Source organism: Bacillus sp. 11B20, from assembly GCF_056098985.1.
The window spans coordinates 644,187-670,473 of record NZ_JBLZWZ010000009.1 but is presented as its reverse complement, the minus strand read 5'-3'; the positions used below and the strand labels follow the sequence as shown (position 1 = coordinate 670,473).

Here is a 26,287-nt window from a genome sequence, read left to right as displayed (position 1 = left end):
TAATCATAAATACACGATTCAGTTATTTAAAATATAGAGAAAAGAGGGGTTTTTATGGAGATTCGTGCGATCCGCACCTTTGCCACCATCGTGAAATATGGGAATTTTTTAAAAGCAGCAGAAGCACTGAATTATTCTCAGCCAACCATTACCTTGCACATCAAGCATTTAGAAGAGGAAATTGGAGAGAAGCTTCTAGAGAGAGGGAAGACCTTAAAGTTAACAGCATCAGGACAGCTTTTTTATGAAAGAGCCAATTCTTTACTCAATGAATATGAGAAACTGACGAAAACGCTCCAAGATTTAGAAGTGGGCATTGCGGGATTAATTCGCATCGGTGTTTCTGAGCCTACTGCCAGTTTAGAATTCCCGGCGCTCCTTGCAGAATTCAAGGAAAGGTTTCCGAATGTAGAATTTTCTGTGCAAGTAGCAGATGCAAATACACTGAGTTCCTTGCTTTCCCATGATGAGATTGATTTTGCGATTTGCGGCGCACCAGAAGCTTCGATGGAAAATAGCTAATAAGCCGCTTTTTCAAGATGATATCGTCCTGCTGGTCCCGTCTTCCCATCGATTGGCGGAAAAAGAGGCAGTGGAGGTAACAGATTTAGAAAATGAGACCATAGTATTCACACCGCACAATTGCCCCATTCGCATTCAAATTGAACAACAAATCGTCGATGGCATTGGGACAAATTACAAGAAATTAGAGATTACTAGCAGCATGTCCCATAAACACTATGTTCAGGCGGGCTTAGGAGTTTCTCTGTTTACACGAACGGCACATTCTTTTACACTCCCAGGTACGAAGGTATTAGAAATAAAGGGCATTCAAGTTTCCCCGCCAGTTGGTCTATTGAGGAAAACAAATGATACGCCTGGAAGAGCTGTGCTCCAGTTTATTGATCTCATTGAAAATCGATTGCACCAGCACCAACCATCATAAAAAGAGGGGTTAGCCTTTATGCTAGCCCCTCTTTCAAGTTTATTTCACTGTTTGTTTCAGAAACTGATTCTTCTTAATGGGCAGACCCAAGTTTTCGCGAAGGGTATGAGCTGGATAATTTGGGTCGTAATATCCTCTTTCGACTAATATCGGAATGACGTGCTCCGTCCATTCGGATAAACCACTAGCTAAAATCGGAGCGCCAAAAATAAATCCATCTGCGGCATCCTCTTCGATCCATTGAATTAATTTGTCAGCTACTTGTTCATAAGTGCCGAAAAAGGCACTTTTAGGCGTGGTCACTTGTAAAGCGACTTCTCTTAAGGTCAGGTTTTGTTCTTTGGCCATTTTCTTAATGGAATCTGTTGTGGATTGGAAGCTGTTTGACCCAGCGTCACCTATATCCGGAAAAGGTCCATCAAGCGGGAATTGACTGAAGTCCAAGTGGTCAAAGAATCGGCCCAGATAATGCAGAGCTTCTTCAATAGAGACTAGATGTTTAATGGCTTCATATTTTTCTTCTGCTTCTTCGACTGTTTTCCCTGTAATCGGGTGGATGCCAGGGAATATTTTAATATCAGATGGTTTTCGACCAAACGCCTCGGCTCTATTTTTCACGTCGCGGTAATAGGCTTTTGCCTTTTCGAGTGAATCGGCATTTGTAAATACAGCGTCTGCTTCTTTTGCGGCTAGATCTTTTCCAGCCTCTGAAGCGCCTGCCTGGAAAATCACGGGCTGCCCTTGTTCAGAGCGTTCAATATTTAAAGGACCTTTGACAGAAAAGTGTTTTCCATGATGGTTTAAAGTGTGCAATTTATCTCGATCGAAGAAAACCCCCGTTGAACGATCCCTTACAAAAGCATCTTCTTCCCATGAGCTCCAAAGCCCGTTCACTACATGTAAGTACTCTTCTGCAATTTCATATCGAAGTGAGTGGCTTGGGTGCGAACGGATGATGTGATTTTCAGCAGAGCCCTCTAATGGGGAAGTCACAACATTCCAGCCTGCCCGGCCTTTACTTAATTTGTCCAAGGAAGCAAATTGTCTGGCAATGGTAAAGGGCTCACTGTATGAAGTGGATACAGTACCCACAAGTCCAATCTGTTTGGTGACTGTGGCAAGCGCAGATAAGATGGTTAATGGTTCAAATCGGTTCAAGAAATGAGGAATTGAATGTTCGTGGATATATAAACCATCTGCAACAAAAACAAAACGGAAACCCGCTGATTCTGCCTTTTTTGTCATCGCTTGATAATAATCAATGTTAACACTTGCATCTGCTGGAACCGATTCATCCTTCCATGCATTCATGTGACCCCCTGGGCCATGTAACATTAATCCAAATTGTATGTGCTTTTTTCCAGTCATGCCGATCGTCCCTTCTGTTTGAGGTAGCAATGTTTTATGTCCTTCATCATAAGGCAGAACCGCAGAGAAGTATAATTGGTATCAGTAAAGTGTGACTTTATCTTTTCTAATATCATTTTTTGTTTCTTTTAGATGTGTCGTTAGGTCCATGATATGATTTCTTGAAAAACATGGATGTTTACTAAGTAAATGACCCAGACCAAAAGCGCTATTTTTCGATAAAATGTGTGTCAAAATATCTGAAAAATTAGTGAAAATGACGTAATTCGACTTTTTTTCTGTGCATCTAATTCCCTGTTTTTGACTGAAGAGAAGGAAAATGGTGAATTTTCAGTGAATATATAACTTTGTGAAAAACAAAGGAGGGATAGGAATGAAAAAGCGTTCAGTCTTTTTGTCATTTTTATTGGTAGGTAGTTTGTTACCGGGAGTAAGTTCAGCTTCAGCACCAGTAGCGAGTGCGGGTCATGGGCATGATCATGGTCATGCGCCGTTCGAAACCCATATTGGTGAGGGGTTGCCAAAAGCAAACAGTTTTAAAGATTTGACGGCAGCACCTCCAATTGAACGAGATGTGACAACAAAGGTATTAGATGAGTCTGGTAAGCAGGTAGGCTCAAGAACCTTTAAGGCCAATACAGGAGATTCAATTTCAACAAAAGCAAGTACAGGCAGTCAGAAGGTCACTGTCTATGCGGTTGCTGATGCGCAGTATCGTGCGAAATATAGTGACTGGCAAACACGGATTGTCAACATCATCGAGCAAGCAGATGTCACGTTTAACCGTGATCATGATGTGGACTTTGTCGTACAAGCAGTAGGATCTTGGACGTCTTCGGGATCAAATTCATCACAAATTCTTTCCAACCTTGCGCGCAGTTTTGATGGCAGAGGATACGACTTTGTCACTGGATTTACAGCAAATCCAAACTTTGATGCTGGCGGAATCGCTTATGTCTACAATAGTGCACCAAGTGGAAGTGCATTCGCCGTGAACCTTGACCAAGGAACAGCGAATACAGCAAAAGCGGCTACACATGAATACGGCCATAACTTTGGCTTACCGCATGACCCTCAAGGAAGCGGCATTGTCTGCTTAATGAATTATGATTATTCCTACACAGTTGACTACTTTGATGCGGCTCATAAAAATCAAGTGAACCGTAATAAAGCTTGGTACAGATAAGAAAGAAGACAAAAGGACAAACACCTTATGGGTTTGTCCTTTTTATATGCTTACAGGTCGCTCATTCGCTTTCCTGCTACGGCATAGTGTTCTTTTTTCATTTCTTCAATAATAACAGAGACTTTTTCTGCACCTGCGCCTGTTGTTTCAACAACAGCATCAGTGACTTTCTCCACAAGCGCTCTTTTTTGCTCGTCTGTTCTTCCTTCAAGCATTTGTACGGTGACAATCGGCATGGCGAAAACCTCCTTTTTCCTTTAATGCTACGCTTCCCTTTAGTTTAAGGGACTTCTTATAGTATACTGAATGAAGTAAATCATTGTATAGAAAGAAAGAGGGATTCATGCCTTTGAACCAATTTCTTGTTTATCCATTAGAACTTATTCCATATGTCGCCATTACGCTTGTTGTTGCATTTACGATGCACGAGCTGGCACATGCATATGTTGCGTACCGTTTCGGAGACCCGACGGCTAAGAATCAAGGGAGACTGACGTTAAATCCACTGAAGCATCTCGATATTTTCGGGACGATTTTGATCTTTGTGGCGGGGTTTGGCTGGGCGAGACCTGTACCAGTGAATCGTTACCATTTTAAAAAACCGCGTTTAGCAGGGATTTGTGTCTCTATTGCTGGGCCATTAAGTAACTTAGTGCTGGCGTTTTTGGGCTTTCTTGTGTATGTGCTTCTTCAGAAGTTTGGCGGGGAATGGATCATGCGTTTTGAGCCGGGAGTCGATAATTTCTTCTTAATCTTTATTAACTTAAACGTCATCTTGTTCCTATTTAACTTATTGCCGCTTCCGCCGCTTGATGGATATCGTATCATTGAGGACGTCGTCAGTCCTAGTATTCGTGCGAAAATGACGCAATTTGAACAATATGGGATCATTATTTTTCTCATATTCGTGATCACACCGCTGGGTCAGTTTGTGTTTGGTCCATTGATCGGAATGCGGGATCAAATCATATACTGGTTTAATCTTATTTTGAAGCCGCTGCTTTAGGAGGTTTAATGAATGGAAGGTAAAAAGAAGAAACCAATTGGTTTTAACATCATTAAAAAAACAGATGCAACCGACGGACATGGAGGCTTTGGGGCAGGTGCCCTCAGTCTTGATAATATCTCGCCAGTCATCATTGATGTAGAGGAAAAGGAAGCTGTCATTGATATTGGTGCCATGCATGCAAGAAGTGCCGTCGAAAAAGGAATTAAATTTTTGAAAACAAAAGAAGAGGTGCCGAACGGAAAGCCTTATTGGCTCGTATGGGTGACGATTGACCGCAGAGAAGAAGGGCCTTATTATGCAGGTGTGACGGCTTGTGAAATGACCGTTGACCGTTCGATTCGCCGCGGGTATAAGTCACTTCCAGAGCATGTGAATTTAATGGATAAATCGATGAAGCGAAAAATCGTCGTGAGTCATATGGATGACGTATCCAAAAAGGTGCTGGCTGATTTCTTAAAAGGTCATAATGAAGCACTATGGGACGCATCGACAGATGAATTAAAAGAAGGATTGTCTGTCCCTGAATAATTGTGAAATTTTTGTGAAGAATGGCGGATCACTACCAAATACATCCGTTTTTTGAGTAAACTGGTGTTAAAGCTAGGACATGGAGAATCCCGAGATATTGATCTCGGGGTTTTTCATGTCTTTTTTTAACGTTTCAGCCACTTTTCCCACCATTTCTTTGGCTTTTGATCTTGAACTGGTTCCTGTTCAGAGGCTTTGTCCTCAGCACCATAGCAGACACCTGTCGGCTCTGTTCCTTCTATAAAATAGGTGAATACCTTTGATTCACATCCTGGTCCTGCGAGATCGCCAGTTTTTGGATTGATATATACCCCTTTGACACCGTCAGGCGGCATGAAGGAGGAGGCTGGCTGCTTCGAGAGGGCTGATTCCATAAAAGAAGCCCATATTTTCTTTGCATAGGCTGTTTCTTCGACTGAATCAATGGTGCGTCCTTTATCATAGCCAGTCCATACTCCTGTGACGAGCTGGGGAGAGAAGCCGATCATCCAGCTGTCGGCTCCTGTTGTCCCGGATTTTCCTCCGTATGTTCGTGTAAGGTCCTTTATAATGGTGCGGCCAGTGACACTTGTATAGCCGTTTAATTGATCGTTGAACATTCCTGACATCATATCGGTGGTGACAAAGGCTGCTTTTTCATCTAGGATTTGTTCTCGTTTTTGTTTCTCTTCAAAAAGCACATTGCCTTTTGCGTCGGTTACTTTCGTAATAAAGGTTGGTTTGACGTGTTTTCCGCCATTAACCAGCATGGCGTAAGCGTTGGTCATTTCAATGGGTTTCACAGGAGACGTGCCTAGAGCAAGAGATGGTACTTGATCTAGTTTCTCCTTGATTCCAAATGTCTTGCCAGCACGTACAAGCTGCTCCATTCCTAAAAATAGATGGGTCTTTACAGCGTAAATATTATCAGACAGCGCTAAAGCTTGTAGCATTGTAATGCCGTCATTGGCGTAATAGCCGTGATAATTGCTTGGTGAATAAGCCGCACCGCTGCCTTGATCATCCAGTTCAAACACCGTTTCCTCACTGCGCATGACGGTTGCGGGTGTAAACCCGTTTTGCAAGGCAATGTAATAAAGAAGGGGTTTCATGGTTGAACCGGGCTGCCTTTTTGCTTGTGTCACCCGGTTGAATGGACTTTTCTCATAATCTCTCCCACCTATGAGGGCAAGTACATGGCCTGTTTGAGGATGGATGGCGGCAAAGCCAATTTGGATATCTGATTTGGAATCCATCGTGTTTTTTAACGTCTTTTCTGCGATTTTCTGTAATTTTGGATTAAGGGTCGTTTGGATATGAAGTCCATAGGTTTCGATCTGTTCCTCTGTTAACCCCAAGCTTTGTTTCAACTCTCGAATCACATCGTCATAAAAATATGGGGCTTGCTTTGCTTGCAGCTGCTTCTTCTGCAAAGGGCGATAGGACAGCTTTTCTTTCGCAGCGTCATTGGCTGCTTTTTTCGTAATCATGCCATCCTCTTGCATTTGTCTCAAAATCATATTCTTTCTTGCGCCGGCTTTCTCCTCATTCACATAAGGGGAATAGAGAGAAGGCCCCTTTGGGATACCGGCAAGAAGGGCAGATTCAGCGAGGGTTAAGTTCTTTGCTTTTTTTCCGAAATACAGACGTGACGCTGCTTCCACACCGTACGCTCCGTGACCATAATAAATGGTGTTCAAGTATCCTTCTAAAATCTCATCTTTTGTATAGTTTTGCTCTAAACGAATCGTGTAAAAGGCTTCATTCCACTTCCGCTTCCACGTTTTATCATGATCTAAATACAGATTTCGTGCATATTGCTGGGTGATCGTGCTGGCACCTTGTACCTTAGCCATGGCACGAATATCGGCCACCGCAGCACCTGCCATCCGTTTCACATCAAAGCCATGATGCTCATAAAAGGTTTTATCTTCAACAGCCACAACAGCCTGTCTCATATGAGGAGACATATTCTTTAATGGCACCCAATATCTCTTTTCTCCAAAACTGGATTCTCCAAGCTTTGACCCATCAGCTGCATAAATGGTCGTGGATTGGGGAACTTGAACAGAAGGGGCACCTTGCCATTTAGCTATTAATAGAATCGTCAAAAAGACAGTGCCTGCAAATAGAAAAGCGAGCAAGCCGATAAAAAAACAGGCTCGAATCGTTTTCACGGTCATGCGGATTCTTTTATTACTCATGATTGTGTCCATGCAAAGCCCCCATTTTGACGGTTTTTTATCAGTATGGAACAAAGAAAACCGTTTTAAACAAGCGATTGCAGGAGCACCTTAAAAAATGAAGAGAACTCATGCGGTTCTTTACAATTTGATATGAATCCACTATACTTTTTTCTTGGACAATCGATATAGTCAAAGCCGATAAAAGGCGCTAACAATAGATGTTTGTTTATTATTGGATGAGAGGAAGATGAACAATGAGCGAACTTTGGTATACAGAGAAGCAAACGAAGAATTTTGGTATTACATTGAAGGTGAACAAAACCCTTCACACAGAACAAACAGACTTTCAGCATTTAGAAATGGTGGAAACAGAAGAGTTTGGCAATATGCTGTTTTTAGACGGCATGGTGATGACATCTGAGAAAGATGAGTTTGTATACCACGAAATGGTGGCTCATGTTCCTCTTTTCACTCATCCAAACCCGGAAAATGTTCTTGTCGTAGGCGGAGGAGACGGCGGTGTCATTCGTGAAATCCTCAAACACCCTAGTGTGAAAAAAGCGACACTTGTTGATATTGACGGAAAGGTCATCGAATACTCGAAAAAATTCCTTCCTTCTATTGCTGGGAAATTAGACGATCCTCGTGTAGATGTCAAAGTCGGAGACGGTTTTATGCACATTGCTGAAGCTGACAACGAGTATGATGTGATCATGGTGGACTCAACTGAGCCGGTTGGACCAGCTGTGAACCTATTCTCTAAAGGATTTTACGCAGGAATCTCAAAGGCACTCAAAGAAGACGGTATTTTTGTTGCACAAACGGACAACCCTTGGTTCACACCGGAGCTGATTACAAATGTACAGCGTGATGTAAAAGAAATTTTCCCAATTACGAAGCTTTACACAGCGAATATTCCAACGTATCCAAGCGGTCTTTGGACATTCACCATCGGTTCTAAAAAATATGATCCACTTGCTGTAGAAGACAGCCGTTTCTTTGATATTGATACGAAATATTACACAAAAGAATTGCACAAAGCGGCATTCGTTCTGCCGAAATTTGTGAGCGACTTAATCAAATAAATCAAGCGAAATGGGAATGCGCAAATGACAGTTTGCGCATTTTTTGAAGCGTAAAAGGAGGAATCTTGCATGAGATTCGACGAGGCTTATTCAGGAAAAGTGTTTATTGGAAGTCATCCGACATGGGAAGATGCAAAGGTCATTTTATACGGCATGCCGATGGACTGGACAGTCAGCTACCGCCCAGGTTCACGTTTCGGTCCGAACCGCATTCGTGAAGTATCGATCGGTTTAGAGGAATACAGCCCTTATTTAGATCGTGAGCTGCACGAGGTGCCATTCTTCGATGCGGGTGACATCCCACTTCCTTTTGGGAATGCACAAAAGAGCTTAGATTTAATTGAAGAGTATGTCGACAGTATTTTAGAAAAAGGAAAGTTTCCATTAGGAATGGGCGGCGAGCATCTTGTGTCTTGGCCGGTTTTCCGTGCGATGTATAAGAAATACCCTGATTTGGCGATCATCCATATGGACGCACATACAGATCTTCGTGAGGAATATGAGGGTGAGCCACTTTCACATTCAACACCAATTCGTAAAGTTGCAGGACTTATTGGAGCTGAAAATGTATTTTCTTTCGGCATCCGTTCTGGAATGAAAGAAGAATTTGAATGGGCAAAAGAAGCGGGTATGCACATTTCTAAATTTGAAGTGCTGGAGCCATTGAAGCAAGTATTGCCAAAGCTAAAAGGGCGTCCAGTATATGTGACGATCGATATTGATGTACTTGACCCAGCCCATGCACCTGGTACAGGAACGGTAGATGCTGGCGGTATTACATCAAAAGAGCTGCTTGCATCCATTCATGCGATTGCAGGATCTGACGTCAAAGTCGTTGGGGCAGACCTAGTCGAGGTAGCACCTGTATATGATCACTCTGACCAAACAGCGAATACAGCGAGTAAGCTTTTACGCGAAATGCTGCTTGGGTTTGTGAAATAATCAGTTGATAGAGGAGCTTGTCATCTCATGTGGACAAGCTCTTTTTTTACATTGATCAAACTTAAAGGAGGCAGCTCATGTTTTCGTCAATATTGATGGTGTCCCTCGCTTTATGCGTATTAGCGGCAGGCTTTCTCACACTGAAACGAGAGCTCGCAGCTGATCCGCCTGTTTTTGCTTCTAAAAAGGAAGCAAAGGAGGAGTTAGTTGGTTTATTTCAGGATCGGGGCTTTTTCTATCTGACGGCCATAGCGTTATTCATGCAGGTGGTATTTAAGAAGAATCAAATCGCACCAATTGATTTTTTTCAGGCATTTTTGGCAAGTTCAGGCATACAGGCTCTTTTTTATTTACTGAAAAGAAAAGACTTAGGCGTAAAGGCTGGACTTGTCGTATTGGTCAGTTGCATTTTTCTTTTTTTCTAAAGGGATGGCTGAAGATGAAAAACGAAGTTTAATCACCGTGAAGAAGAGAAATGATGGTATGATAGGCGATCATGAATATGGTATACTATTTTAGTTAAACGGGTCTTAGCAAAGGAAGTGCAAAATGACACAAAACCAAATTTCAATTCATGTAAAGTCAGTGATGAAACCAGAGACGGAGCCGGCTGAAACGATCGAATTCCGCACGACTGGAACGTATCAAGAGAAGAATGACAAAACGTATCTCACTTACCATGAAGAACATGAAATGGGTCAAGTAAAAACCGTTGTGAAAATGAGTGAAAAAGAAATTTTTGTCATGAGATCAGGGGCTATTCAAATGAAGCAGCGCTTTCTCATTGGAGAAACGACCGTCACACATTACACAATGCCATTCGGTACACTTCAGTTAGATGTGCACACACATGGCATTGATCTCGATGTGGACAAGGGACTGCTGCACATTACGTACGATATGCTGACAGGAGAAGATCAAAAGCATTTACATACATTATCGATTTCGTATAAGGAGGATTTACGTTCATGAATATCGCAGAACAGGTCAAAGATGCGTTAAAAGAAGAAATCATTGCGGCAGTCGTCAAAGCAGGACTTGCCGATGAAAGCCAGGTGCCAGATGTCCTTTTAGAAGTGCCGAAAGACAAAACTCACGGTGATTACTCTACCAACATGGCGATGCAGCTTGCCCGCATTGCGAAAAAAGCACCTCGTCAAATCGCAGAAGACATCGTCAATGCGTTTGATAAAGGGAAAGCTTCCATTGAAAAACTGGATATCGCAGGTCCAGGATTCATTAACTTTTATATGAACAATCAGTATTTAACAAAGCTGATTCCAGCTGTCCTTGAAGCAAAAGAAGCTTATGGCGAAACGAATACAGGCGGCGGTCAAAAGGTGCAAGTCGAATTCGTCTCAGCCAACCCAACAGGTGACCTTCACCTTGGACATGCCCGCGGAGCAGCTGTAGGAGATTCCCTTTGCAACATCCTTGATAAAGCAGGGTTCGATGTGAGCCGTGAATACTATATCAACGATGCAGGGAATCAAATCAATAATCTCGCTTTATCTGTCGAAGCACGTTATTTTGAGGCACTCGGTCTTGAAAAAGAAATGCCTGAAGACGGCTACAGAGGGGAAGACATCAAAGGCATCGGACAAAAGCTTGCGGATGAATTTGGTGACCGTTTCGTTCATGAACCGGAAGAAGAGCGGATGAAGTTCTTCCGTGAATACGGATTGAAATACGAATTAGAGAAATTACGTGTAGACCTTGAGAATTTCCGTGTGCCATTTGATGTATGGTATTCAGAAACCTCTTTATATGAAAACGGAAAAATCGAACTAGCGCTGGAAACACTTCGTGAAAAAGGCTATGTCTTTGAAGAAGACGGAGCAACGTGGCTGCGTTCAACTGATTTTGGCGATGACAAGGACCGTGTGCTGATTAAAAAAGACGGCAGCTTCACTTACCTGCTTCCAGACATCGCATATCATAAAGACAAATTGGACAGAGGCTTTGACCAGCTTATTAATATTTGGGGAGCGGACCATCACGGCTATATCCCTCGAATGAAAGCGGCGATCCAAGCACTTGGATATCCAGCTGGCAAGCTTGAAGTAGAAATCATCCAGCTTGTGCATCTTTACAAAAACGGTGAAAAGATGAAGATGAGTAAGCGTACAGGAAAAGCTGTCACAATGCGTGATCTCATTGAAGAAGTCGGCTTAGATGCGACTCGTTATTTCTTTGCGATGAGAAGTGCGGCGACACATATGGACTTTGACCTAGACCTAGCCATTTCTACGTCTAACGAAAACCCTGTGTACTACGCTCAATATGCGCATGCGAGAATTTGCAGCATGTTGCGTCAAGGAGAAGAAAAAGGCTACGAACCAAACCTTGAAAAAGCCGATTTCTCTCACATTCAATCGGAAAAAGAATACGATCTTCTGAAAATCATTGGCAGCTTCCCAGAAGTTGTAGCAGAAGCAGCTGAAAAGCGTATTCCGCACCGCGTGACGAACTATATTTACGACCTTGCATCAGCCCTTCACAGCTTCTACAATGCCGAGAAGGTCATCGATGTAGAAAACGAAACAAAAACAACAGCACGTCTTTCACTCATGAAAGCAACACAAATCACGCTCGCTAATGCATTAAAACTAATTGGTGTATCGGCTCCGGAAAAGATGTAATGAAATGAAAGAAAGCCCCACTCTATTGAATGAGTGGGGCTTTTTCATATAAAAAACCCGCTATCCTCAAGAGATAGCGGGTTTTGAAAATTATCCAAGCGTATTAATAATGTTAGAAATAGAATCAAATAATTGGCTAAGTACATCAGAGAACATAGAGTGCAGCCTCCCTTCGGTAAGCATGTAGTATGTGTGCGTCAAATGGAATTATCCAAGTGTGTTGATGATGTTAGAAATAGAATCGAATAATTGGCTAAGTACATCAGAAAACATATTTTTGCCTCCTCTCTTTTCTTTTTACATCTACTTAACGAAGGGAAAGAAGGGTTGGATCACTTTTTCTAAAAAATTTTTAAAAAAGATGGCGGCATAGAAAAAAGCACCGCCTATTCGGGTGCTTTTTTGCCTTTAGTTATGAATGAATGCGCAGCTTTATGTCTTCTCCTTTTGTACACGCTAGCTGAACGTTTCCGCCAATCGGCAAGGTGAAGACTGGCTGTGTATGTCCGATATCGACATCGTACATCACTGGGATGTGTTTGAGCATTGGGTGTTTATCAAGAATGAATCTTAAATGTTCCTCTGTCATCTTGGATTTCTTCTGAAAGCGTCCGATGATCAATCCTTTGATTGATTGTGCTTGCTGCAAGAGGGAGGTAAGGTCTCTGGCGAACGTTTCAGGGAACACCAGCTCATCATCCTCGACAAATAAGATCGCATCCTTTACATTCGGCATAAACGATGTCCCTTGCAGTAAGTTCAGTGTACAAAGATTTCCGCCATACAAGGTGCCTTCAGCTGTTCCTTCCTGATAAATCCCCCATGTTGTCGGATGAAACTGTCTGTTCGCTTGATCGAGATACCACGCATCATCACTCCATTTTGTCGATGGAATTACATCAAACGGTTCGCCGCCGTTCATCAAGCAAGCTTGAAACATGGCAGTCTGCTCCTCCTGTCCCTGCTCCATTTGAAAGCTTGAGAAATGGGGGCCAGAATATGTCACCATATCACATTTCGCTGTAATGGCGTTTGCAAGTGCAGTGATGTCACTATAGCCGCAAAGGACTTTAGGATGCTGACGGATCAAGTCGTAATCAATATAAGGCAAAAGTTCATTGCAGTTGAAGCCTCCGATGGCTGTTAAAATACCATCGACATCATTATCTCTGAACGCCTCATGCAGATCAGACAAGCGGTGTTCAATAGACGATGAGGAATGAAGGTCACATTCAAACACGTGCTGTCCCAAAGAGACAGTGAAGCCTAAAGACTCTAAACGTTTTTTCGCTTGAGAAATCCCTTCTTCTGATAAAATGCTGGCACTTCGGCTTGGGGCAATGACACGTATATGGCTCCCTTTTTCAAGAGGTGAGGGGGTATGCATAACAGATCTTCCTTTCCATCACATATTTCTCTATTATATCGGATCAAATAGCGCAAGTCTGTAAAGGCTAGGAGAAAGGAATGGGTCGTGCGTTTCATACAAGCTGTCCAAAGGGTATGGAAGAGAAAAAGACAGAATGAGGGCGGAGAATGTGAAAAAGAGAAGACTGGAATTTTTATTTTTATATTTTATGATATTCGGGGCATATGTGGTGTATTGGTGGACTGTGCCGGCATGGAGCGTTCAGCTGTACGCAGCGATTTATATCGCCATTATTTTATTTAGTATCGTCTCACTCATGCTGGAGAACCGTACATCACAGCACACGTTGTTATGGATATATGTGCTGGTTTTTTTCCCGATCATTGGTTATATGTTTTATCTGTTCTCAGGGCAGCTCTATGTAAAAGGTCATTTATTCAAATCAAAGAGAATGTATAACCGTGAAAAATTAAGAAGAATATCTGAGCTTGAGAGCAAGCCGGATGAATCACGTTTAACCGATAATCAGCGTGGTTTTTTTCAATACACAGAAAAAGCTACAGGCATGCATGTGAATACAAATAGTGATATGGACATTTTAAAGAATGGAGAGGAGACGTTTCCTCGAATTTTTGAAGAGTTAAAAAAGGCAAAATCATTCATTCATATTGAATATTACATGTTTAAATCTGATTTCCTCGGCCACCGGATGATGGAGATTTTGATTGAAAAAGTGAAAGAAGGGGTAGAGGTCCGCTTCATATATGATGCTGCGGGTAGCATTCGTTTCTCCCGAAAAGATATTAAACGCTTGAAGCAGGCAGGGGTTAAGGTCGCTCCTTTTCTCCCTTTAAAATATGGATTCTTTAACCAAAAATTCAATTTCCGAAATCACCGAAAAATCGTCATTATTGATGGAGAAACAGGGTTTGTTGGAGGATTAAATGTTGGCAAGGAATACGTAGGACGGGATGAAAAGATCGGCTTTTGGCGTGATACGCATGCCATGTTAAAGGGTGAGGCTGTTCAGACCCTTCACTCCGTTTTTATGCTCGACTGGGAATACGTATCAGATGAAGTATTAATTGATGATCCGAAGTATCATACGCCGCATCCTGTGACAGGAGAGGATGTCATTCAGGTTGTACCAACTGGACCTGATATGAAAGAAAGTATGAGTGATTTATATGATGCTCTCATTTCTAATGCGAAACAATTTGTCTGGATTGCCACACCTTACTTTGTACCAAACGAATCGATTCGCACTGCGCTCAAAATCGCTGCCACAAGAGGGGTGGATGTGCGGGTGATGGTACCGGAGATCAATGACGGATTTCTCACGCAATATGCCACACGATCCTATTTTTCTGAGCTTCTAAAAGAGGGCATCAAGGTGTATCACTATCAAAAAGGGTTCATGCATCAAAAGGTGATGATCGCAGATGGAGAGCTCGCCTCTGTTGGCACCGCAAATGTTGATATGAGAAGCTTTCAGCTCAATTTTGAGGTCAATGTCTTTACAGCTGCGAAAAAGCCAATTGAGCAATTGATGGCCCACTATGAGGAAGATATGAAGGAATGTGAGCAAATGGGTCCTGTTCATTTTTATAAAAGAGGCTTAAAAGAGCGGTTGAAGGAATCATTTGCCCGATTGTTTTCTGGCGTATTATGAGGGTTTCCAGTCAAAGAAATCATTTCCTGATCTAGTATTTTGCAGAGGATTCCTCTATAATTGAAAATGATTATCAATTATAGAGGAAATGAGGTCCTTTTACATATGCTAAAACGCTTTTTCGCCTATTACAGGCCCTATCGCGGTCTGTTCTTTTTAGATTTCTTTTGCGCTGTCGCAGTTGGATTAATGGAACTTGGTTTCCCGCTGATCGTGAACTACTTCATTGATACGTTATTACCAACAGGGAACTGGACAGTCATTGCCTGGACCGCACTTGCTCTGTTTATCATTTATGCCCTCAGCTCAGTGATGCAATTTATTGTGTCGTACTGGGGACACATGCTTGGCATCAATATTGAAACAGATATGAGGAAGAAGCTGTTTGATCATTTTCAGCGTCTCTCATTTAAGTTTTTTGATAACAACAAAACGGGTAAGCTTATGTCTCGGATGACAAATGACCTCATGTACATTGGTGAGGTGGCTCATCACGGACCTGAGGATTTGTTTATTGCGATTATGACGATTCTTGGCGCCTTTGCTGTCATGCTAATGATTAACTGGCAGCTTGCTATTTTAACCTTCCTGATCATGCCTGTCATCATTTGGCTTGCCCTTCATTTTAATAAAAAGATGACACAGGCGATTACACAGCTGAACAATGACATTGGAGACTTTCATGCAAGGGTTGAAAACAATATCGGCGGTATTCGTCTTGTTCAGGCCTTTGCCAACGAACATTTTGAGAAAAAGCGTTTTGCTGAAAACAACAACCGCTTTCGGAAAGCGAAGCTTCTTTCATATAAAATCATGTCGGTTAACGGCTCAATCAGTTACATTCTGACACGTCTTGTGACACTGTTTGTCCTTCTAGCAGGGACATGGTTTGTTCTGCAGGGTCAATTAACGGCAGGTGGATTTATCGCGTTTGTTCTGATTACAAACGTCTTATTCAGACCGATTGATAAGATTAACACAGTGATTGAAATGTATCCAAAAGGCATTGCTGGCTTTAAAAGCTATGTCGACTTACTTGAAACAGAGCCAGATGTGAAGGATACAGAAGGAGCTCGTGATGTATTTGGGCTGAAAGGTGAAATTGAATATCGAAACGTGACATTTGGCTACGATGAGCACAGTCATGTGTTAAAGGATATCGATTTGAAGATCAAACAAGGAGAAACCGTTGCGTTTGTCGGGCCCTCAGGAGCCGGAAAATCGACGATTTGTAGTTTGCTGCCACGTTTTTATGATGTGGATGAAGGGGAGATTACGATTGATGGCGTGAGTACAAAATCGATGACCCTCTCTTCTTTAAGACAGCAGATCGGCATTGTGCAGCAGGATGTCTTTTTATTCTCAGGCACCATTCGAGAAAACATCGCATACGGCAACCTAGAAGCCAGCGATGCAGAGATTTGGGAGGCTGTACGTCGTGCGCATTTAGAGGAACTCGTTCAGCGTTTTCCAGAAGGATTAAATACTGTCATAGGCGAGCGCGGCGTCAAATTGTCAGGCGGTCAAAAGCAGCGCCTGTCGATTGCGCGGATGTTCCTGAAAAATCCTTCAATTCTTATTTTAGATGAAGCCACATCAGCACTTGATACAGAAACAGAAAAAGCTATACAGGATGCACTAAGCGAACTGGCTGTCGGCAGGACGACACTCGTTATTGCCCACCGCCTGGCAACAATTAAACACGCCGACCGTATCATCGTCGTAACAGAGGAAGGCATCCAAGAACAAGGCCGCCACCAGGAACTCATCCAAATGGGCGGGGTGTACAGCAGACTGCATGAAGCGCAGTTTGGTCATTGATAGTAAGGCGTAAATGAGTTCAGCTATTGAGTTGGACTCATTTTTTTACATGTGATAATAAAAAGTGGTTCGTCTGCAAATATTTAAATCACCATTTAAATGGAATTTTGATATAATTTAAGGAAATTAGATCCAAAAGGAGAGGGTTGTTTGAGCGAAACAGCAAAAACATTCATGCTGAAAAGCATTCACTACGTGACTCTTGTTGGTTTATTTATATTGATCATTCCAGCTGGAATCAACCCAGTATTTTTTTACATTGGGATTATTCTATTTGGCATTCACCTTTTTGTAAACGTTATAGACAGTTCTTTAAGCAAAGTCAAAATATCGATAGCATTGATTATTAGTTTTACGCTCATATTACTTGGCCTTTTTAAAATATTTTTTTGAAAAGATTTTCATTCGTTCAGTAGCCCTTTTGATAAAGGGCTTTTTTTGTTAGGATAGAAAAAATGCGTGTAGGAAGGATCTGATGGAATGAAGGGGCTTCGGCGATTACAAAAGGGCGATAAGATCGGTATTTTTTCACCTTCCAGTCCTGCATCAGCGACCTCGCCTCTTAGGTATCAGCGGGCGAAGAAGTGGCTTGAGCAAAAAGGATTCATTGTGATCCCAGGATCATTAACAGGGAAAGAGGATCACTACCGTTCCGGTACAATTCAAGAACGAGCTGATGAGCTGAATGAGCTGATGGCTAGAGAGGACTTGGCGTGCATCATGTCAATGATTGGCGGTACGAATTCAAATAGTTTGCTGCCTTATCTTGATTTTGAGCTGCTGAATCAACATCCGAAAATCATGATCGGTTATTCAGATGCGACAGCGATTCTACTGGCGGCGTATGAAAAAACGGGACTTCCTGTTTTCTACGGGCCGGCGCTTGTTCCTTCTTTTGGCGAGTTTGAACCGTTTGTCAATTTTACATATCAGTCATTTGAGGACATCTTGATGTCTCCTCAAAGCATTCCTTATCAGATTGAAAAACCGCCTTTTTGGACAGATGAACGAATCAATTGGGAAGAAAAGACGCGTGACAAAAAGCAGCGTCCGAATGATTGGCTGTGCGTCATAGAGGGACAGGCAGAAGGCAGATTGATCGGAGGGAACCTGAATGCGATGTACGGCATTTGGGGAAGTGAGTTCATGCCAGCCATCCAAAACGGAGACATCCTCCTCATTGAAGATTGCATGAAAACCGCTTCTGTTGTCGAAAAGAATTTCTCTTTATTGAAAGTAAATGGAGTGTTTGAACGGGTGTCAGGGATTCTTTTAGGAAAACATGAGCTGTTTGATGATGAAGGGACGGGCAAAGAGCCTTACGAGATTTTGCTTGAGGTGCTCGGAGAGACGAAGAGACCACTCATCGCTGATTTTGACTGTGCCCATACGCACCCAATGCTTACGATGCCAATTGGGGCACAAGTGAAAATAGATGCAGCTTCTAAACAAGTTTGGCTGACAGAAGAGTGGATATAAAAAAGAGCGGCTCGGGGCTGCTCTTTTTTATGAAACCTTTTCTTTCTCAAACGGCTGTAGAAGGTCTTGCGCTTTTTTCCCCTCTACGACAATTAAGTAATCAGATTCTAAATGAGTGAGCCTGAAGGTTTCAAGCTCTACGATGTTCTTAATGCTGCACATTGTTTTTTTAGAATACACATATATACGATGCTGAGCCTGCTGGCACTTTTCATAAAGAGAAATAAGCTTATGTAAATTCAACGCTTTTGCAGCGATTCGGATTGAATAGATTTGAGACATCTTCATATCCTCCTGTTAATTACTTTCTCACAATAGCTTTGTTACCCCCATTTGCACAAAGGTAAACCTTTCTCTATGATTTCCATTCAATGGTTCCTCCGCCCGTCCGCTTATTGCCCCTAATCGCAGACAGTTCTTCGACTAGACGGAGCAGAGCCTGATCCTTTAATTTTGCTTCAATCATAAAATCTACTTCACGGCCATACGGTTTTAATGCTTGAAAAAGCGGTAAGACAAAGGTCATATCTACACCATCTGCATGACTGCGTATGGCTTTTTCTGATTTAGGTGAAGACAAGTGGATTTTGGGCGGAATGCCAGTCTTTGTCCAAGTGTCGAACATTCTTGGAAGGATGTCATCGAGTGCGGCATCGTCATCTTTATTTGCCACGTGATGATGATAATCAAAAACAAATGGAATGTCATGCTTTTCACATACACCAAGCGTTTCGAGCGACGTATATGTTTTGTCATCGTTCTCAAGTGTCATTCTCGCTTTGATATGAGCCGGAAGCTGTTTGATATTTTCATCAAAGCGTTGAAGAGCCGATTCTTTATCACCGTACGCCCCGCCTACATGAATATTCATGTAACCTTCCTTTTCGAGCTTCATCGCCTCAAGCATCTGATAATGGTACGTCATATCGATGACGGCATTGTCTGTAATTGAAGGTTTTGGGCTGGTAAACAAGGTGAATTGATTGGGGTGAAAGCTTACCCGTAAGTTGTGCCGTTTCACCAACTTGCCAATCTCAAGAAATTCTTTGTGAAAAGGGGTCACGAAGTCCCAGCGCACCTCGGGATGGGTCGCGAGCGGGACGATCGAGCTTGAAAAACGGTACAGCGGGATATCATGAGCAATGGCGAAATAAAGTGTTCTTAATGTATTCACGAGATTGGCTTTCGTTGTTCGCAATAAAGCCTCTTTTCTTTCTTCCTTGGAGAGCTTGCTGTATCTTGCAAAGGTCAGCGACTTGGCAGGAGAAGCTTCCCACAAGGTGACGGCATTGGATACATAACCAAATCGATAACGCATAGGTCATCTCCTTTATAAAAAATACGAGAACATGGCGGCAACCCACTCAAGCGGCCGTGTGAAAAGAGGGCGCTTTGACAATGTTTCTTCTGTCAGGATCTCAGATACTTCCATATGCTCCCGAATTTTTTCCTCTACGTGTGCAGTAAAGTCGGGATCATCAATGGCTACATCTACTTCTTCGTTTAAAAACAAGCTTCGTTTATCAAAATTCGCGGTACTGATCATACAGCGGCTGTGATCAATCAATATGGCTTTCGAATGATAAAACCCTTTATAAAAACGATAAACAAGACATCCAGAGGCAATGAGATCCTTCAAATAATGAAAACCAGCCTCTTTGACAAGTGGATGATCCGCTTTCATTGGAATGATAATTTCAACTATGACGCCCCGTTTTCGTGCATCAAGCAGCGCCTTCAGAAGAGGAGCTGATGGAATAAAATAAGGCGTACAGATGATGATCTGTTTCTTCGCCTGCTCAATATCTTGGAGAAATAAAGCTTCTAAAGAAAAACCGGCAGTCGCGCGTGTTGTGCATTGTAATGTTCCCGGTTCCAATGCAGGGAAAACCTCATATTGCAGCTGATGAATGCCAGACGACCGGTACAAATCATTCAGAAACACATGCTGGAGATCTGCGACAACCTGTCCAGTCATCCGCAAATGATAATCTTTCCAAATGCCAAAGCGGCCTTTTTTCCCAACATATTCATCGCCTATATTAAATCCGCCAATATAGCCAATCTTCCCATCAATCACCGTAATTTTACGGTGATTTCTCATGTTTAACCGGTAAATCAAAAAAGGAAAACGAGGCTTATTTAAAAAGTAAAATTGAATGCCGCTTCTTTCTAGCATGTCAATCGACTTTTGATCAAACGGATAGGAGCCTAATCGGTCGGTTAGCAAAAAGACGGAAACGCCCTGCTCCGCTTTGGCTTTCAATGCTTGGAACACCCTTTGACCAATCTTGTCGTTCTTTACAATAAAGAACATCATATGAATAGAAGAAGAGGCCTGCTGTATATCCGTAAGCAGCTGATCGAAAAATGGTTCGCCATCATGATAAAAGGTGGCATCGCCGCTTGTTTGGTCAAAAGACCGTTCAAATGCGTGCGTAGAAAAATATTTCTTTCCCATATAAAGGTCTAACATGACGAGCAAAACGATGGCAATGAGTACGAGTAGGATGATCAATGTGATCATGAAACTTCCTCCTTTTTTGCATATTTCAATAGTGTACCCAAACGCACAAAAAATATTGACTGAATACTCATTCATTATTTATGATAGAGGTACAACATGGAAACGGAACAAAGTGGGTTTTGGGGAATGAAAGGGGGAGCAAGATGAATAGCCTTTTAATCATCAACTTGATCGCATTTGCGGCGGTGACCGCTTACGCTCTGTATTTGTTTGTTTATCTCATTCGAACACGAGCGGCGTATATTCGTCTTGGTAAAAAAGAAGAGTTTCAACAAGACATGAAGAAACGCTTAGAGCGTGTTTGGGTCAATGTATTTGGGCAAAAGAAGCTGTTAAAGGACAAGAAGAGCGGCATCATTCATGTGCTGTTTTTCTACGGATTTATCCTTGTGCAGTTCGGAGCCCTTGATTTTATTTTGAAGGGGCTTATTCCAGACAGCGGGCTTCCTTTAGGTCCGGTGTACGGCGTCTTTACGTTTTTCCAAGAGGTGGTCACACTTCTCATTTTAGTGGCCGTTGTATGGGCTTTCCATAGAAGATATGTGGAAAAACTTGTCCGTTTAAAACGAGGTTTTAAATCGGGTCTAGTGCTTTTATTTATTGGCGGATTAATGCTGACAGTTTTACTAGGGAACGGCATGAACATCATCTGGCATGGACACTCTCTATCACCAACTGAGCCAATCGCTTCTGGTATTGCTTTCTTGCTGGGCGGAATTTCACCTCTTGCGGCTGCGATTGTTTTTTATGCCGCATGGTGGGTGCATCTGCTCATTTTGCTGACATTTTTAGTATATGTTCCACAGTCAAAGCACGCCCATCTGATTGCGGGGCCTGTCAACGTATTTGTCAGCAGATTAGACCCGCCAGGCAAGCTGCAAAAAATCGATTTTGAAGATGAGACACAAGAGACCTTCGGTGTGGGAAAAATTGAAGACTTCCGTCAGTCTCAGCTGATCGATCTTTATGCCTGTGTGGAATGCGGGCGCTGCACGAATATGTGCCCGGCAACAGGGACAGGGAAGATGCTGTCTCCGATGGATTTGATTTTAAGGTTAAGAGATCATTTAACCAATAAAGGGGCCGCTATTACATCAAAAACACCTTGGGTCCCGCAGCTTGCCTTCAAGCAGACCACAGGAAACCAGCTGGCACTGCAGGCGAGAGGAGCAGGTGCCGAAGAATCGGCTGCCAGCTCTATATACCATCCTTCTCTTATTGGAGAGGTCATTACAGAAGAAGAGATCTGGGCATGTACGACATGCCGAAACTGTGAAGACCAATGCCCTGTCATGAATGAACATGTCGACAAGATTATTGATATGCGCAGATATCTTGTGCTGACTGAAGGAAAAATGGACGCAGATGCACAGCGTGCCATGACAAGCATTGAGCGCCAAGGAAACCCGTGGGGATTGAACCGGAAAGAAAGAGAAAATTGGCGTGAACTGAGAGAAGATGTGTATGTGCCGACAGTGAAAGAGCTGAAAAAAGCAGAGCAAACCTTTGATTATTTATTCTGGGTTGGTTCAATGGGGGCATATGACAATCGAAGCCAAAAGATTGCACTTGCCTTTGCAAAACTCCTCAATGAAGCGGGGGTATCCTTTGCGATCCTAGGCAATAAAGAGAAAAACTCAGGCGATACACCAAGAAGACTCGGAAACGAATTTTTATTCCAAGAGCTTGCTGCAAAAAACATTGAAGAATTCCAGAAAAACGGCGTCACAAAGATCGTCACGATTGATCCACACGCCTACAATTTATTTAAAAATGAATATCCAGACTTTGGACTTGAGGCAGAAGTGTACCATCATACAGAATTACTGGCAGAGTTAGTGAAAGAAGGGAAAATAACGCCTGTACATGAAGTGAACGAGGTAATTACCTTCCACGACTCTTGCTACTTAGGCAGATATAACGAAGTGTACGACCCGCCAAGAGACATTTTAAAAGCCATTCCAGGTGTGACGCTGAAAGAAATGGAGCGCAACCGTGAAACTGGTATGTGCTGCGGAGCAGGCGGGGGCTTAATGTGGATGGAAGAGGAGACGGGTACCCGGATTAACACTGCACGAACGGAGCAGGCGCTACAGGTCCAGCCGTCCATCATCAGCTCAGGGTGTCCTTATTGCTTAACGATGCTGGGAGATGGGACGAAGGCGAAGGAAGTAGAGGAGCAGGTAGGCACATTTGATGTCGCCGAACTTCTTGAAAAATCAGTGTTTGGCGAGCCTGGAAAACAGGTGTCGTAAAGATGACAGGCCGATGAATAGGATGTTCATCGGCTTATCCATGGCGCTGTTTCATCAGCTGTCTAAATGATATGTAAGCGTTAACAAATGGGGAGGGACATACATGAGTACGACGGTCATTGTATCTGGTGCAAGAACACCATTTGGAAAACTAGGCGGGGCTCTCAGTGGTTTGACTGCCGCAGAACTAGGCGGTATAGCGATCAAGGCTGCACTGGAAAGAGTTTCGGGTTCTCATGAAATAGATGAGGTCATTATGGGAAGTGTTTTACAAGGAGGGCAAGGGCAGATTCCTTCAAGGCAAGCAGCAAGATATGCTGATCTTCCTTGGTCTGTTCCAACACAAACCATCAATAAAGTCTGTGCATCAGGCATGCGCAGTGTGACCACAGCAGATCAAATCATGCGAGCCGGTGATGCTGAGGTCATCGCGGCGGGCGGTATGGAATCCATGTCTCACGCTCCTTATCTGCTAAAAAAAGCGCGATGGGGCTACAAAATGGGAGATGGTGCAGTACAAGATGCGATGATTTTAGATGGGTTAACCTGTTCGTTTACAGGCGTTCATATGGGTGAGTATGGAGGTATGGCTGCAAAGGAGCTTAGTATCACGCGGGAAGAGCAGGATCTGTGGGCACTCAGAAGTCATGAACGGGCCATCGAAGCGCAAAAAAGTGGCTTTTTTCAACATGAAATCACTCCCGTCACCGTCAAAACAAAAACGGGAGAACGGCTGATCACAGAAGATGAATCTCCGCGGCGTGATACGTCATATGAACGGCTGTCAAAGCTCATGCCTGTTTTTGATCAGAAAGGTACCATCACCGCTGGAAACGCACCAGGTGTCAATGATGGTGCAAGTGCACTTCTTCTAATGAAAGACACGTATGCTGCACGGCATGGCGTAAAGCCAATGGCAGTCATTCTCGGTCATACTCAGGTTGCTGTAGAGGCGAAGGATTTCCCGAAAACACCAGCCTTTGCCATCGAGAAGCTTTTAAAGAAAACAGGAAAGCGCCTAGAGGATATCGATTTGTTTGAAATCAATGAGGCCTTTTCAGCTGTGGCTCTGGCATGTGAAAAAATGACCGGGATCGACCGGCGGAAAATGAATATCAACGGAGGGGCTGTCGCACTCGGTCATCCGATTGGGGCAAGCGGAACACGTATCATATTGACATTGATTCATGCATTAAGACAAAGAGGCGGTGGCATTGGCATTGCGGCAATTTGCAGTGGAGGCGGTCAAGGAGATGCGATCATGATAAAGGTAGATGAAAAGGGAGGCGTTTTTTGATGAGTATAGAAGAGACCATTATGGTCGTTGGAGCCGGTCAAATGGGATCAGGCATTGCCCAAGTGTTTGCACAGTCAGGCTATACAGTCCTGCTCCATGATGCATCAGAAAAGCAGATTCATCGAGCGATTTCCTCCATGACCAAACAACTGACAAAGCGGGCAGAAAAAGGAAAGCTGGCACATCAGGCCGTCCGAGATATCACGCAGCGGCTTGCCGTATCCACAGATTTAAAAGACGTCCAGCAGGCTCATTTAGTGATTGAAGCTGCTTCTGAACAAATGAGTGTCAAAAAACAAATCTTTGAAACACTTGATCAATTTGCAGAGGCGGAGGCCATATTTGCGACAAATACGTCTTCCTTGTCGATCACAGAATTAGCAGCTGTGACGAGCAGACCGGAGAAAGTGATTGGCATGCATTTTATGAATCCCGTTCCTGTCATGAAACTCGTTGAAGTCATTCGCGCGCTGCAAACGAGTGATGACACATATCAATTCGTTTATGAAACAGCGAAGACATTAAACAAAACCCCAATTGAAGTGGAAGACTTCCCAGGGTTCGTCTCAAATCGCATATTGATGCCAATGATCAATGAAGCCATTTACACCCTATATGAAGGCGTGGCAGATGTAGAAAGCATTGATGGCGTGATGACACTTGGGATGAATCACCCAATGGGGCCGCTTCGTCTAGCTGATTTCATTGGACTGGATACATGTTTATTTATTATGAATACCCTTCACGAAGGACTTGGAGACAGCAAATATCGACCTTGTCCTCTTTTAAAAAAATACGTGAATGCAGGCTGGCTTGGCAAAAAGACAAAGAGAGGTTTTTACACATACCACGACCACTCATAGGGGGAGTCAAGATGGATGTTATGCTTACGGATAAACAGCGTCTCTGGAGAGAACAGACAGCAGAATTTGCACGCCAGCGTGTATTCCCTGAAGTTGAAGCTATGGAACAAGGCCGGTTTCCAAAAACCCTTTTAAGTGAAATGGGACGGCAAGGCTATCTAGGGATTCCAATACCAGCTTCGTATCAAGGCTTAGGAGCAGATTTTACAACGTATATCATCGCAATCCATGAATTATCGAAAGTGAGTGCGACCATCGGTGTCATTGTGTCCGTTCATACATCTGTTGTGACGATGCCTATTTTGACTTTTGGAACGAAGGAACAAAAAGAATCCTATGTCCCGCTGCTTGCATCAGGAGAGAAGCTGGGCGCCTTTTGTCTGACTGAACCAAAGGCCGGATCAGATGCCTCCAGTATTCAGTTAAGGGCAGAGCGGATGGGCGGTGATTATGTATTAAATGGAACGAAAATCTTTATCACAAGCGGCGGAGAAGCAGAACTATATCTTGTCTTTGCGGTGACCGATCCGGCTTCTGCGAGAAAAAATATATCGGCGTTCATTGTAGAGAAAAATACGCCGGGATTTACGATTGGAAAAGATGAGAAAAAGATGGGGCTGCACGGTTCAAAAACAGTCACGCTTCATTTTGATGGCGTGCGGATTCCAAAAGATCAGCTGCTGGGTGCAGAAGGAGAAGGCTTTCAAATTGCCATGTCTAGCTTAAATGCAGGGAGAATCGGAATTGCGGCTCAAAGCCTTGGCATTGGAGAAGCTGCTTTAACCGAGGCAGTCAGCTATTTAAAGCGACATCCAGCAGGTCTTGAAACGACCATTCGACTGGGCGATTTGGCGGCGAAGCTTGAGGCAGCTAAACTGCTCGTCTATCAAGCGGCTTCTTTCAAAGAGGCCAATCGTCCCGTCACAAAGGAAGCATCAATGGCAAAGCTATTTGCGTCAAAAACGGCGGTGGAGATCAGTACAGAAGCGATCCATTTGCTAGGCATGGATGGTTATACGAATCGCTATCCAGCAGAACGTTACTTTCGTGATGCGAAAATTTGTGAAATCTATGAAGGAACAAGTGAAATACAAAGGCTGGTCATCTGTAAACAGCTAATATGAAACGAGGTG

23 protein-coding genes and 1 pseudogene are annotated in these 26,287 nt (G+C 43.2%); 17 read left to right on the top strand and 7 right to left on the bottom strand.

Annotated elements, in window-relative coordinates:
* Window positions 1-54: 54 nt before the first annotated feature.
* Window positions 55-946: pseudogene (locus ACN6NB_RS17670) on the top strand (LysR family transcriptional regulator).
* A 39-nt stretch (window positions 947-985) separates the two neighbouring features.
* Here ACN6NB_RS17670 and ACN6NB_RS17665 read toward each other — a convergent pair.
* Window positions 986-2,314 (bottom strand): LLM class flavin-dependent oxidoreductase, encoded by a 1,329-nt coding sequence (locus ACN6NB_RS17665; protein WP_059377951.1) that lies wholly within the window; start codon window positions 2,312-2,314, stop codon window positions 986-988.
* A 373-nt stretch (window positions 2,315-2,687) separates the two neighbouring features.
* On the opposite strand from ACN6NB_RS17665, the gene ACN6NB_RS17660 reads away from it, so the two are divergent.
* On the top strand, window positions 2,688-3,500 hold the full coding sequence (locus tag ACN6NB_RS17660) for a zinc-dependent metalloprotease (protein WP_058838532.1): 813 nt from the start codon (window positions 2,688-2,690) through the stop codon (window positions 3,498-3,500).
* Window positions 3,501-3,550: 50 nt separating this feature from the next.
* On the opposite strand, the gene ACN6NB_RS17655 is transcribed toward ACN6NB_RS17660, so the two are convergent.
* A complete protein-coding gene (locus ACN6NB_RS17655) occupies window positions 3,551-3,736 on the bottom strand; it encodes a 2-hydroxymuconate tautomerase (protein ID WP_003214939.1) in 186 nt (61 codons plus the stop codon).
* A 113-nt stretch (window positions 3,737-3,849) separates the two neighbouring features.
* Between ACN6NB_RS17655 and ACN6NB_RS17650 the strand changes: the two genes are divergently transcribed.
* Both ACN6NB_RS17650 and ACN6NB_RS17645 read left to right on the top strand, forming a co-directional pair.
* Window positions 3,850-4,506: a site-2 protease family protein gene (locus ACN6NB_RS17650; RefSeq protein ID WP_474253553.1), complete on the top strand. Its 657-nt coding sequence runs from the start codon at window positions 3,850-3,852 to the stop codon at window positions 4,504-4,506.
* A 12-nt stretch (window positions 4,507-4,518) separates the two neighbouring features.
* Window positions 4,519-5,037, top strand: coding sequence for a YwhD family protein (locus tag ACN6NB_RS17645; protein ID WP_058838534.1), 519 nt, complete (start codon window positions 4,519-4,521; stop codon window positions 5,035-5,037).
* Window positions 5,038-5,162: 125 nt separating this feature from the next.
* Here ACN6NB_RS17645 and ACN6NB_RS17640 read toward each other — a convergent pair whose 3' ends face one another.
* The gene (locus ACN6NB_RS17640; RefSeq protein ID WP_474253505.1) at window positions 5,163-7,232 is read right to left on the bottom strand and encodes a transglycosylase domain-containing protein; all 2,070 of its coding nucleotides are present in this window, start codon (window positions 7,230-7,232) and stop codon (window positions 5,163-5,165) included.
* Window positions 7,233-7,456: 224 nt separating this feature from the next.
* Between ACN6NB_RS17640 and speE the strand changes: the two genes are divergently transcribed.
* The 5 genes from speE (at window position 7,457) to argS (ending at window position 11,871) form a co-directional block, all read left to right on the top strand.
* Window positions 7,457-8,287, top strand: coding sequence for a spermidine synthase (gene speE / locus ACN6NB_RS17635; protein ID WP_003214614.1), 831 nt, complete (start codon window positions 7,457-7,459; stop codon window positions 8,285-8,287).
* Window positions 8,288-8,356: 69 nt separating this feature from the next.
* Complete coding sequence (gene speB / locus ACN6NB_RS17630) at window positions 8,357-9,229, top strand: agmatinase (RefSeq protein ID WP_025093863.1); 873 nt, start codon at window positions 8,357-8,359, stop codon at window positions 9,227-9,229.
* A 77-nt stretch (window positions 9,230-9,306) separates the two neighbouring features.
* Window positions 9,307-9,654, top strand: coding sequence for a hypothetical protein (locus ACN6NB_RS17625; RefSeq protein ID WP_099663757.1), 348 nt, complete (start codon window positions 9,307-9,309; stop codon window positions 9,652-9,654).
* 124 nt (window positions 9,655-9,778) lie between these two features.
* On the top strand, window positions 9,779-10,201 hold the full coding sequence (locus ACN6NB_RS17620; protein WP_003215400.1) for a YwiB family protein: 423 nt from the start codon (window positions 9,779-9,781) through the stop codon (window positions 10,199-10,201).
* Window positions 10,198-11,871 (top strand): arginine--tRNA ligase, encoded by a 1,674-nt coding sequence (gene argS, locus ACN6NB_RS17615; protein ID WP_107162929.1) that lies wholly within the window; start codon window positions 10,198-10,200, stop codon window positions 11,869-11,871. Before ACN6NB_RS17620 ends, argS begins: the two co-directional genes overlap by 4 nt.
* Window positions 11,872-12,283: 412 nt before the next feature.
* Here argS and ACN6NB_RS17610 read toward each other — a convergent pair whose 3' ends face one another.
* Window positions 12,284-13,258 carry a S66 family peptidase gene (locus ACN6NB_RS17610; protein ID WP_474253504.1) on the bottom strand — a complete coding sequence of 325 codons (975 nt, stop codon included), beginning with the start codon at window positions 13,256-13,258 and terminating at the stop codon, window positions 12,284-12,286.
* 136 nt (window positions 13,259-13,394) lie between these two features.
* Between ACN6NB_RS17610 and cls (ACN6NB_RS17605) the strand changes: the two genes are divergently transcribed.
* The 4 genes from cls (ACN6NB_RS17605) (at window position 13,395) to ACN6NB_RS17590 (ending at window position 18,212) form a co-directional block, all read left to right on the top strand.
* Window positions 13,395-14,912, top strand: coding sequence for a cardiolipin synthase (cls, locus tag ACN6NB_RS17605; RefSeq protein ID WP_249117613.1), 1,518 nt, complete (start codon window positions 13,395-13,397; stop codon window positions 14,910-14,912).
* A gap of 105 nt (window positions 14,913-15,017) precedes the next feature.
* Window positions 15,018-16,733: an ABC transporter ATP-binding protein gene (locus ACN6NB_RS17600; protein WP_047202612.1), complete on the top strand. Its 1,716-nt coding sequence runs from the start codon at window positions 15,018-15,020 to the stop codon at window positions 16,731-16,733.
* A gap of 150 nt (window positions 16,734-16,883) precedes the next feature.
* Window positions 16,884-17,126: a hypothetical protein gene (locus ACN6NB_RS17595; protein WP_039182177.1), complete on the top strand. Its 243-nt coding sequence runs from the start codon at window positions 16,884-16,886 to the stop codon at window positions 17,124-17,126.
* 87 nt (window positions 17,127-17,213) lie between these two features.
* On the top strand, window positions 17,214-18,212 hold the full coding sequence (locus ACN6NB_RS17590) for a S66 family peptidase (protein WP_144516269.1): 999 nt from the start codon (window positions 17,214-17,216) through the stop codon (window positions 18,210-18,212).
* A 27-nt stretch (window positions 18,213-18,239) separates the two neighbouring features.
* Here the strand turns inward: ACN6NB_RS17590 and ACN6NB_RS17585 are convergent, their stop codons facing one another.
* The 3 genes from ACN6NB_RS17585 to cls (ACN6NB_RS17575) all read right to left on the bottom strand — a co-directional run bounded on the left by ACN6NB_RS17585 (window position 18,240) and on the right by cls (ACN6NB_RS17575) (window position 20,739).
* Complete coding sequence (locus ACN6NB_RS17585) at window positions 18,240-18,494, bottom strand: hypothetical protein (RefSeq protein WP_039182170.1); 255 nt, start codon at window positions 18,492-18,494, stop codon at window positions 18,240-18,242.
* 73 nt (window positions 18,495-18,567) lie between these two features.
* Entirely contained in the window at window positions 18,568-19,530 is a 963-nt protein-coding gene (gene uvsE / locus ACN6NB_RS17580) for a UV DNA damage repair endonuclease UvsE (RefSeq protein WP_144491590.1), read from the bottom strand.
* Between the two features lie 12 nt (window positions 19,531-19,542).
* The gene (gene cls, locus ACN6NB_RS17575; protein WP_144491589.1) at window positions 19,543-20,739 is read right to left on the bottom strand and encodes a cardiolipin synthase; all 1,197 of its coding nucleotides are present in this window, start codon (window positions 20,737-20,739) and stop codon (window positions 19,543-19,545) included.
* A gap of 143 nt (window positions 20,740-20,882) precedes the next feature.
* Here cls (ACN6NB_RS17575) and ACN6NB_RS17570 point away from each other — a divergent pair, with 143 nt between their 5' ends.
* The 4 genes from ACN6NB_RS17570 (at window position 20,883) to ACN6NB_RS17555 (ending at window position 26,278) form a co-directional block, all read left to right on the top strand.
* Entirely contained in the window at window positions 20,883-22,994 is a 2,112-nt protein-coding gene (locus tag ACN6NB_RS17570) for a heterodisulfide reductase-related iron-sulfur binding cluster (RefSeq protein ID WP_144491588.1), read from the top strand.
* Between the two features lie 103 nt (window positions 22,995-23,097).
* Window positions 23,098-24,291: an acetyl-CoA C-acetyltransferase gene (locus ACN6NB_RS17565; RefSeq protein ID WP_144516271.1), complete on the top strand. Its 1,194-nt coding sequence runs from the start codon at window positions 23,098-23,100 to the stop codon at window positions 24,289-24,291.
* On the top strand, window positions 24,291-25,154 hold the full coding sequence (locus ACN6NB_RS17560; RefSeq protein ID WP_144489924.1) for a 3-hydroxybutyryl-CoA dehydrogenase: 864 nt from the start codon (window positions 24,291-24,293) through the stop codon (window positions 25,152-25,154). Before ACN6NB_RS17565 ends, ACN6NB_RS17560 begins: the two co-directional genes overlap by 1 nt.
* An 11-nt stretch (window positions 25,155-25,165) precedes the next feature.
* Window positions 25,166-26,278: an acyl-CoA dehydrogenase family protein gene (locus ACN6NB_RS17555; RefSeq protein WP_144489926.1), complete on the top strand. Its 1,113-nt coding sequence runs from the start codon at window positions 25,166-25,168 to the stop codon at window positions 26,276-26,278.
* Window positions 26,279-26,287 lie beyond the last annotated feature (9 nt).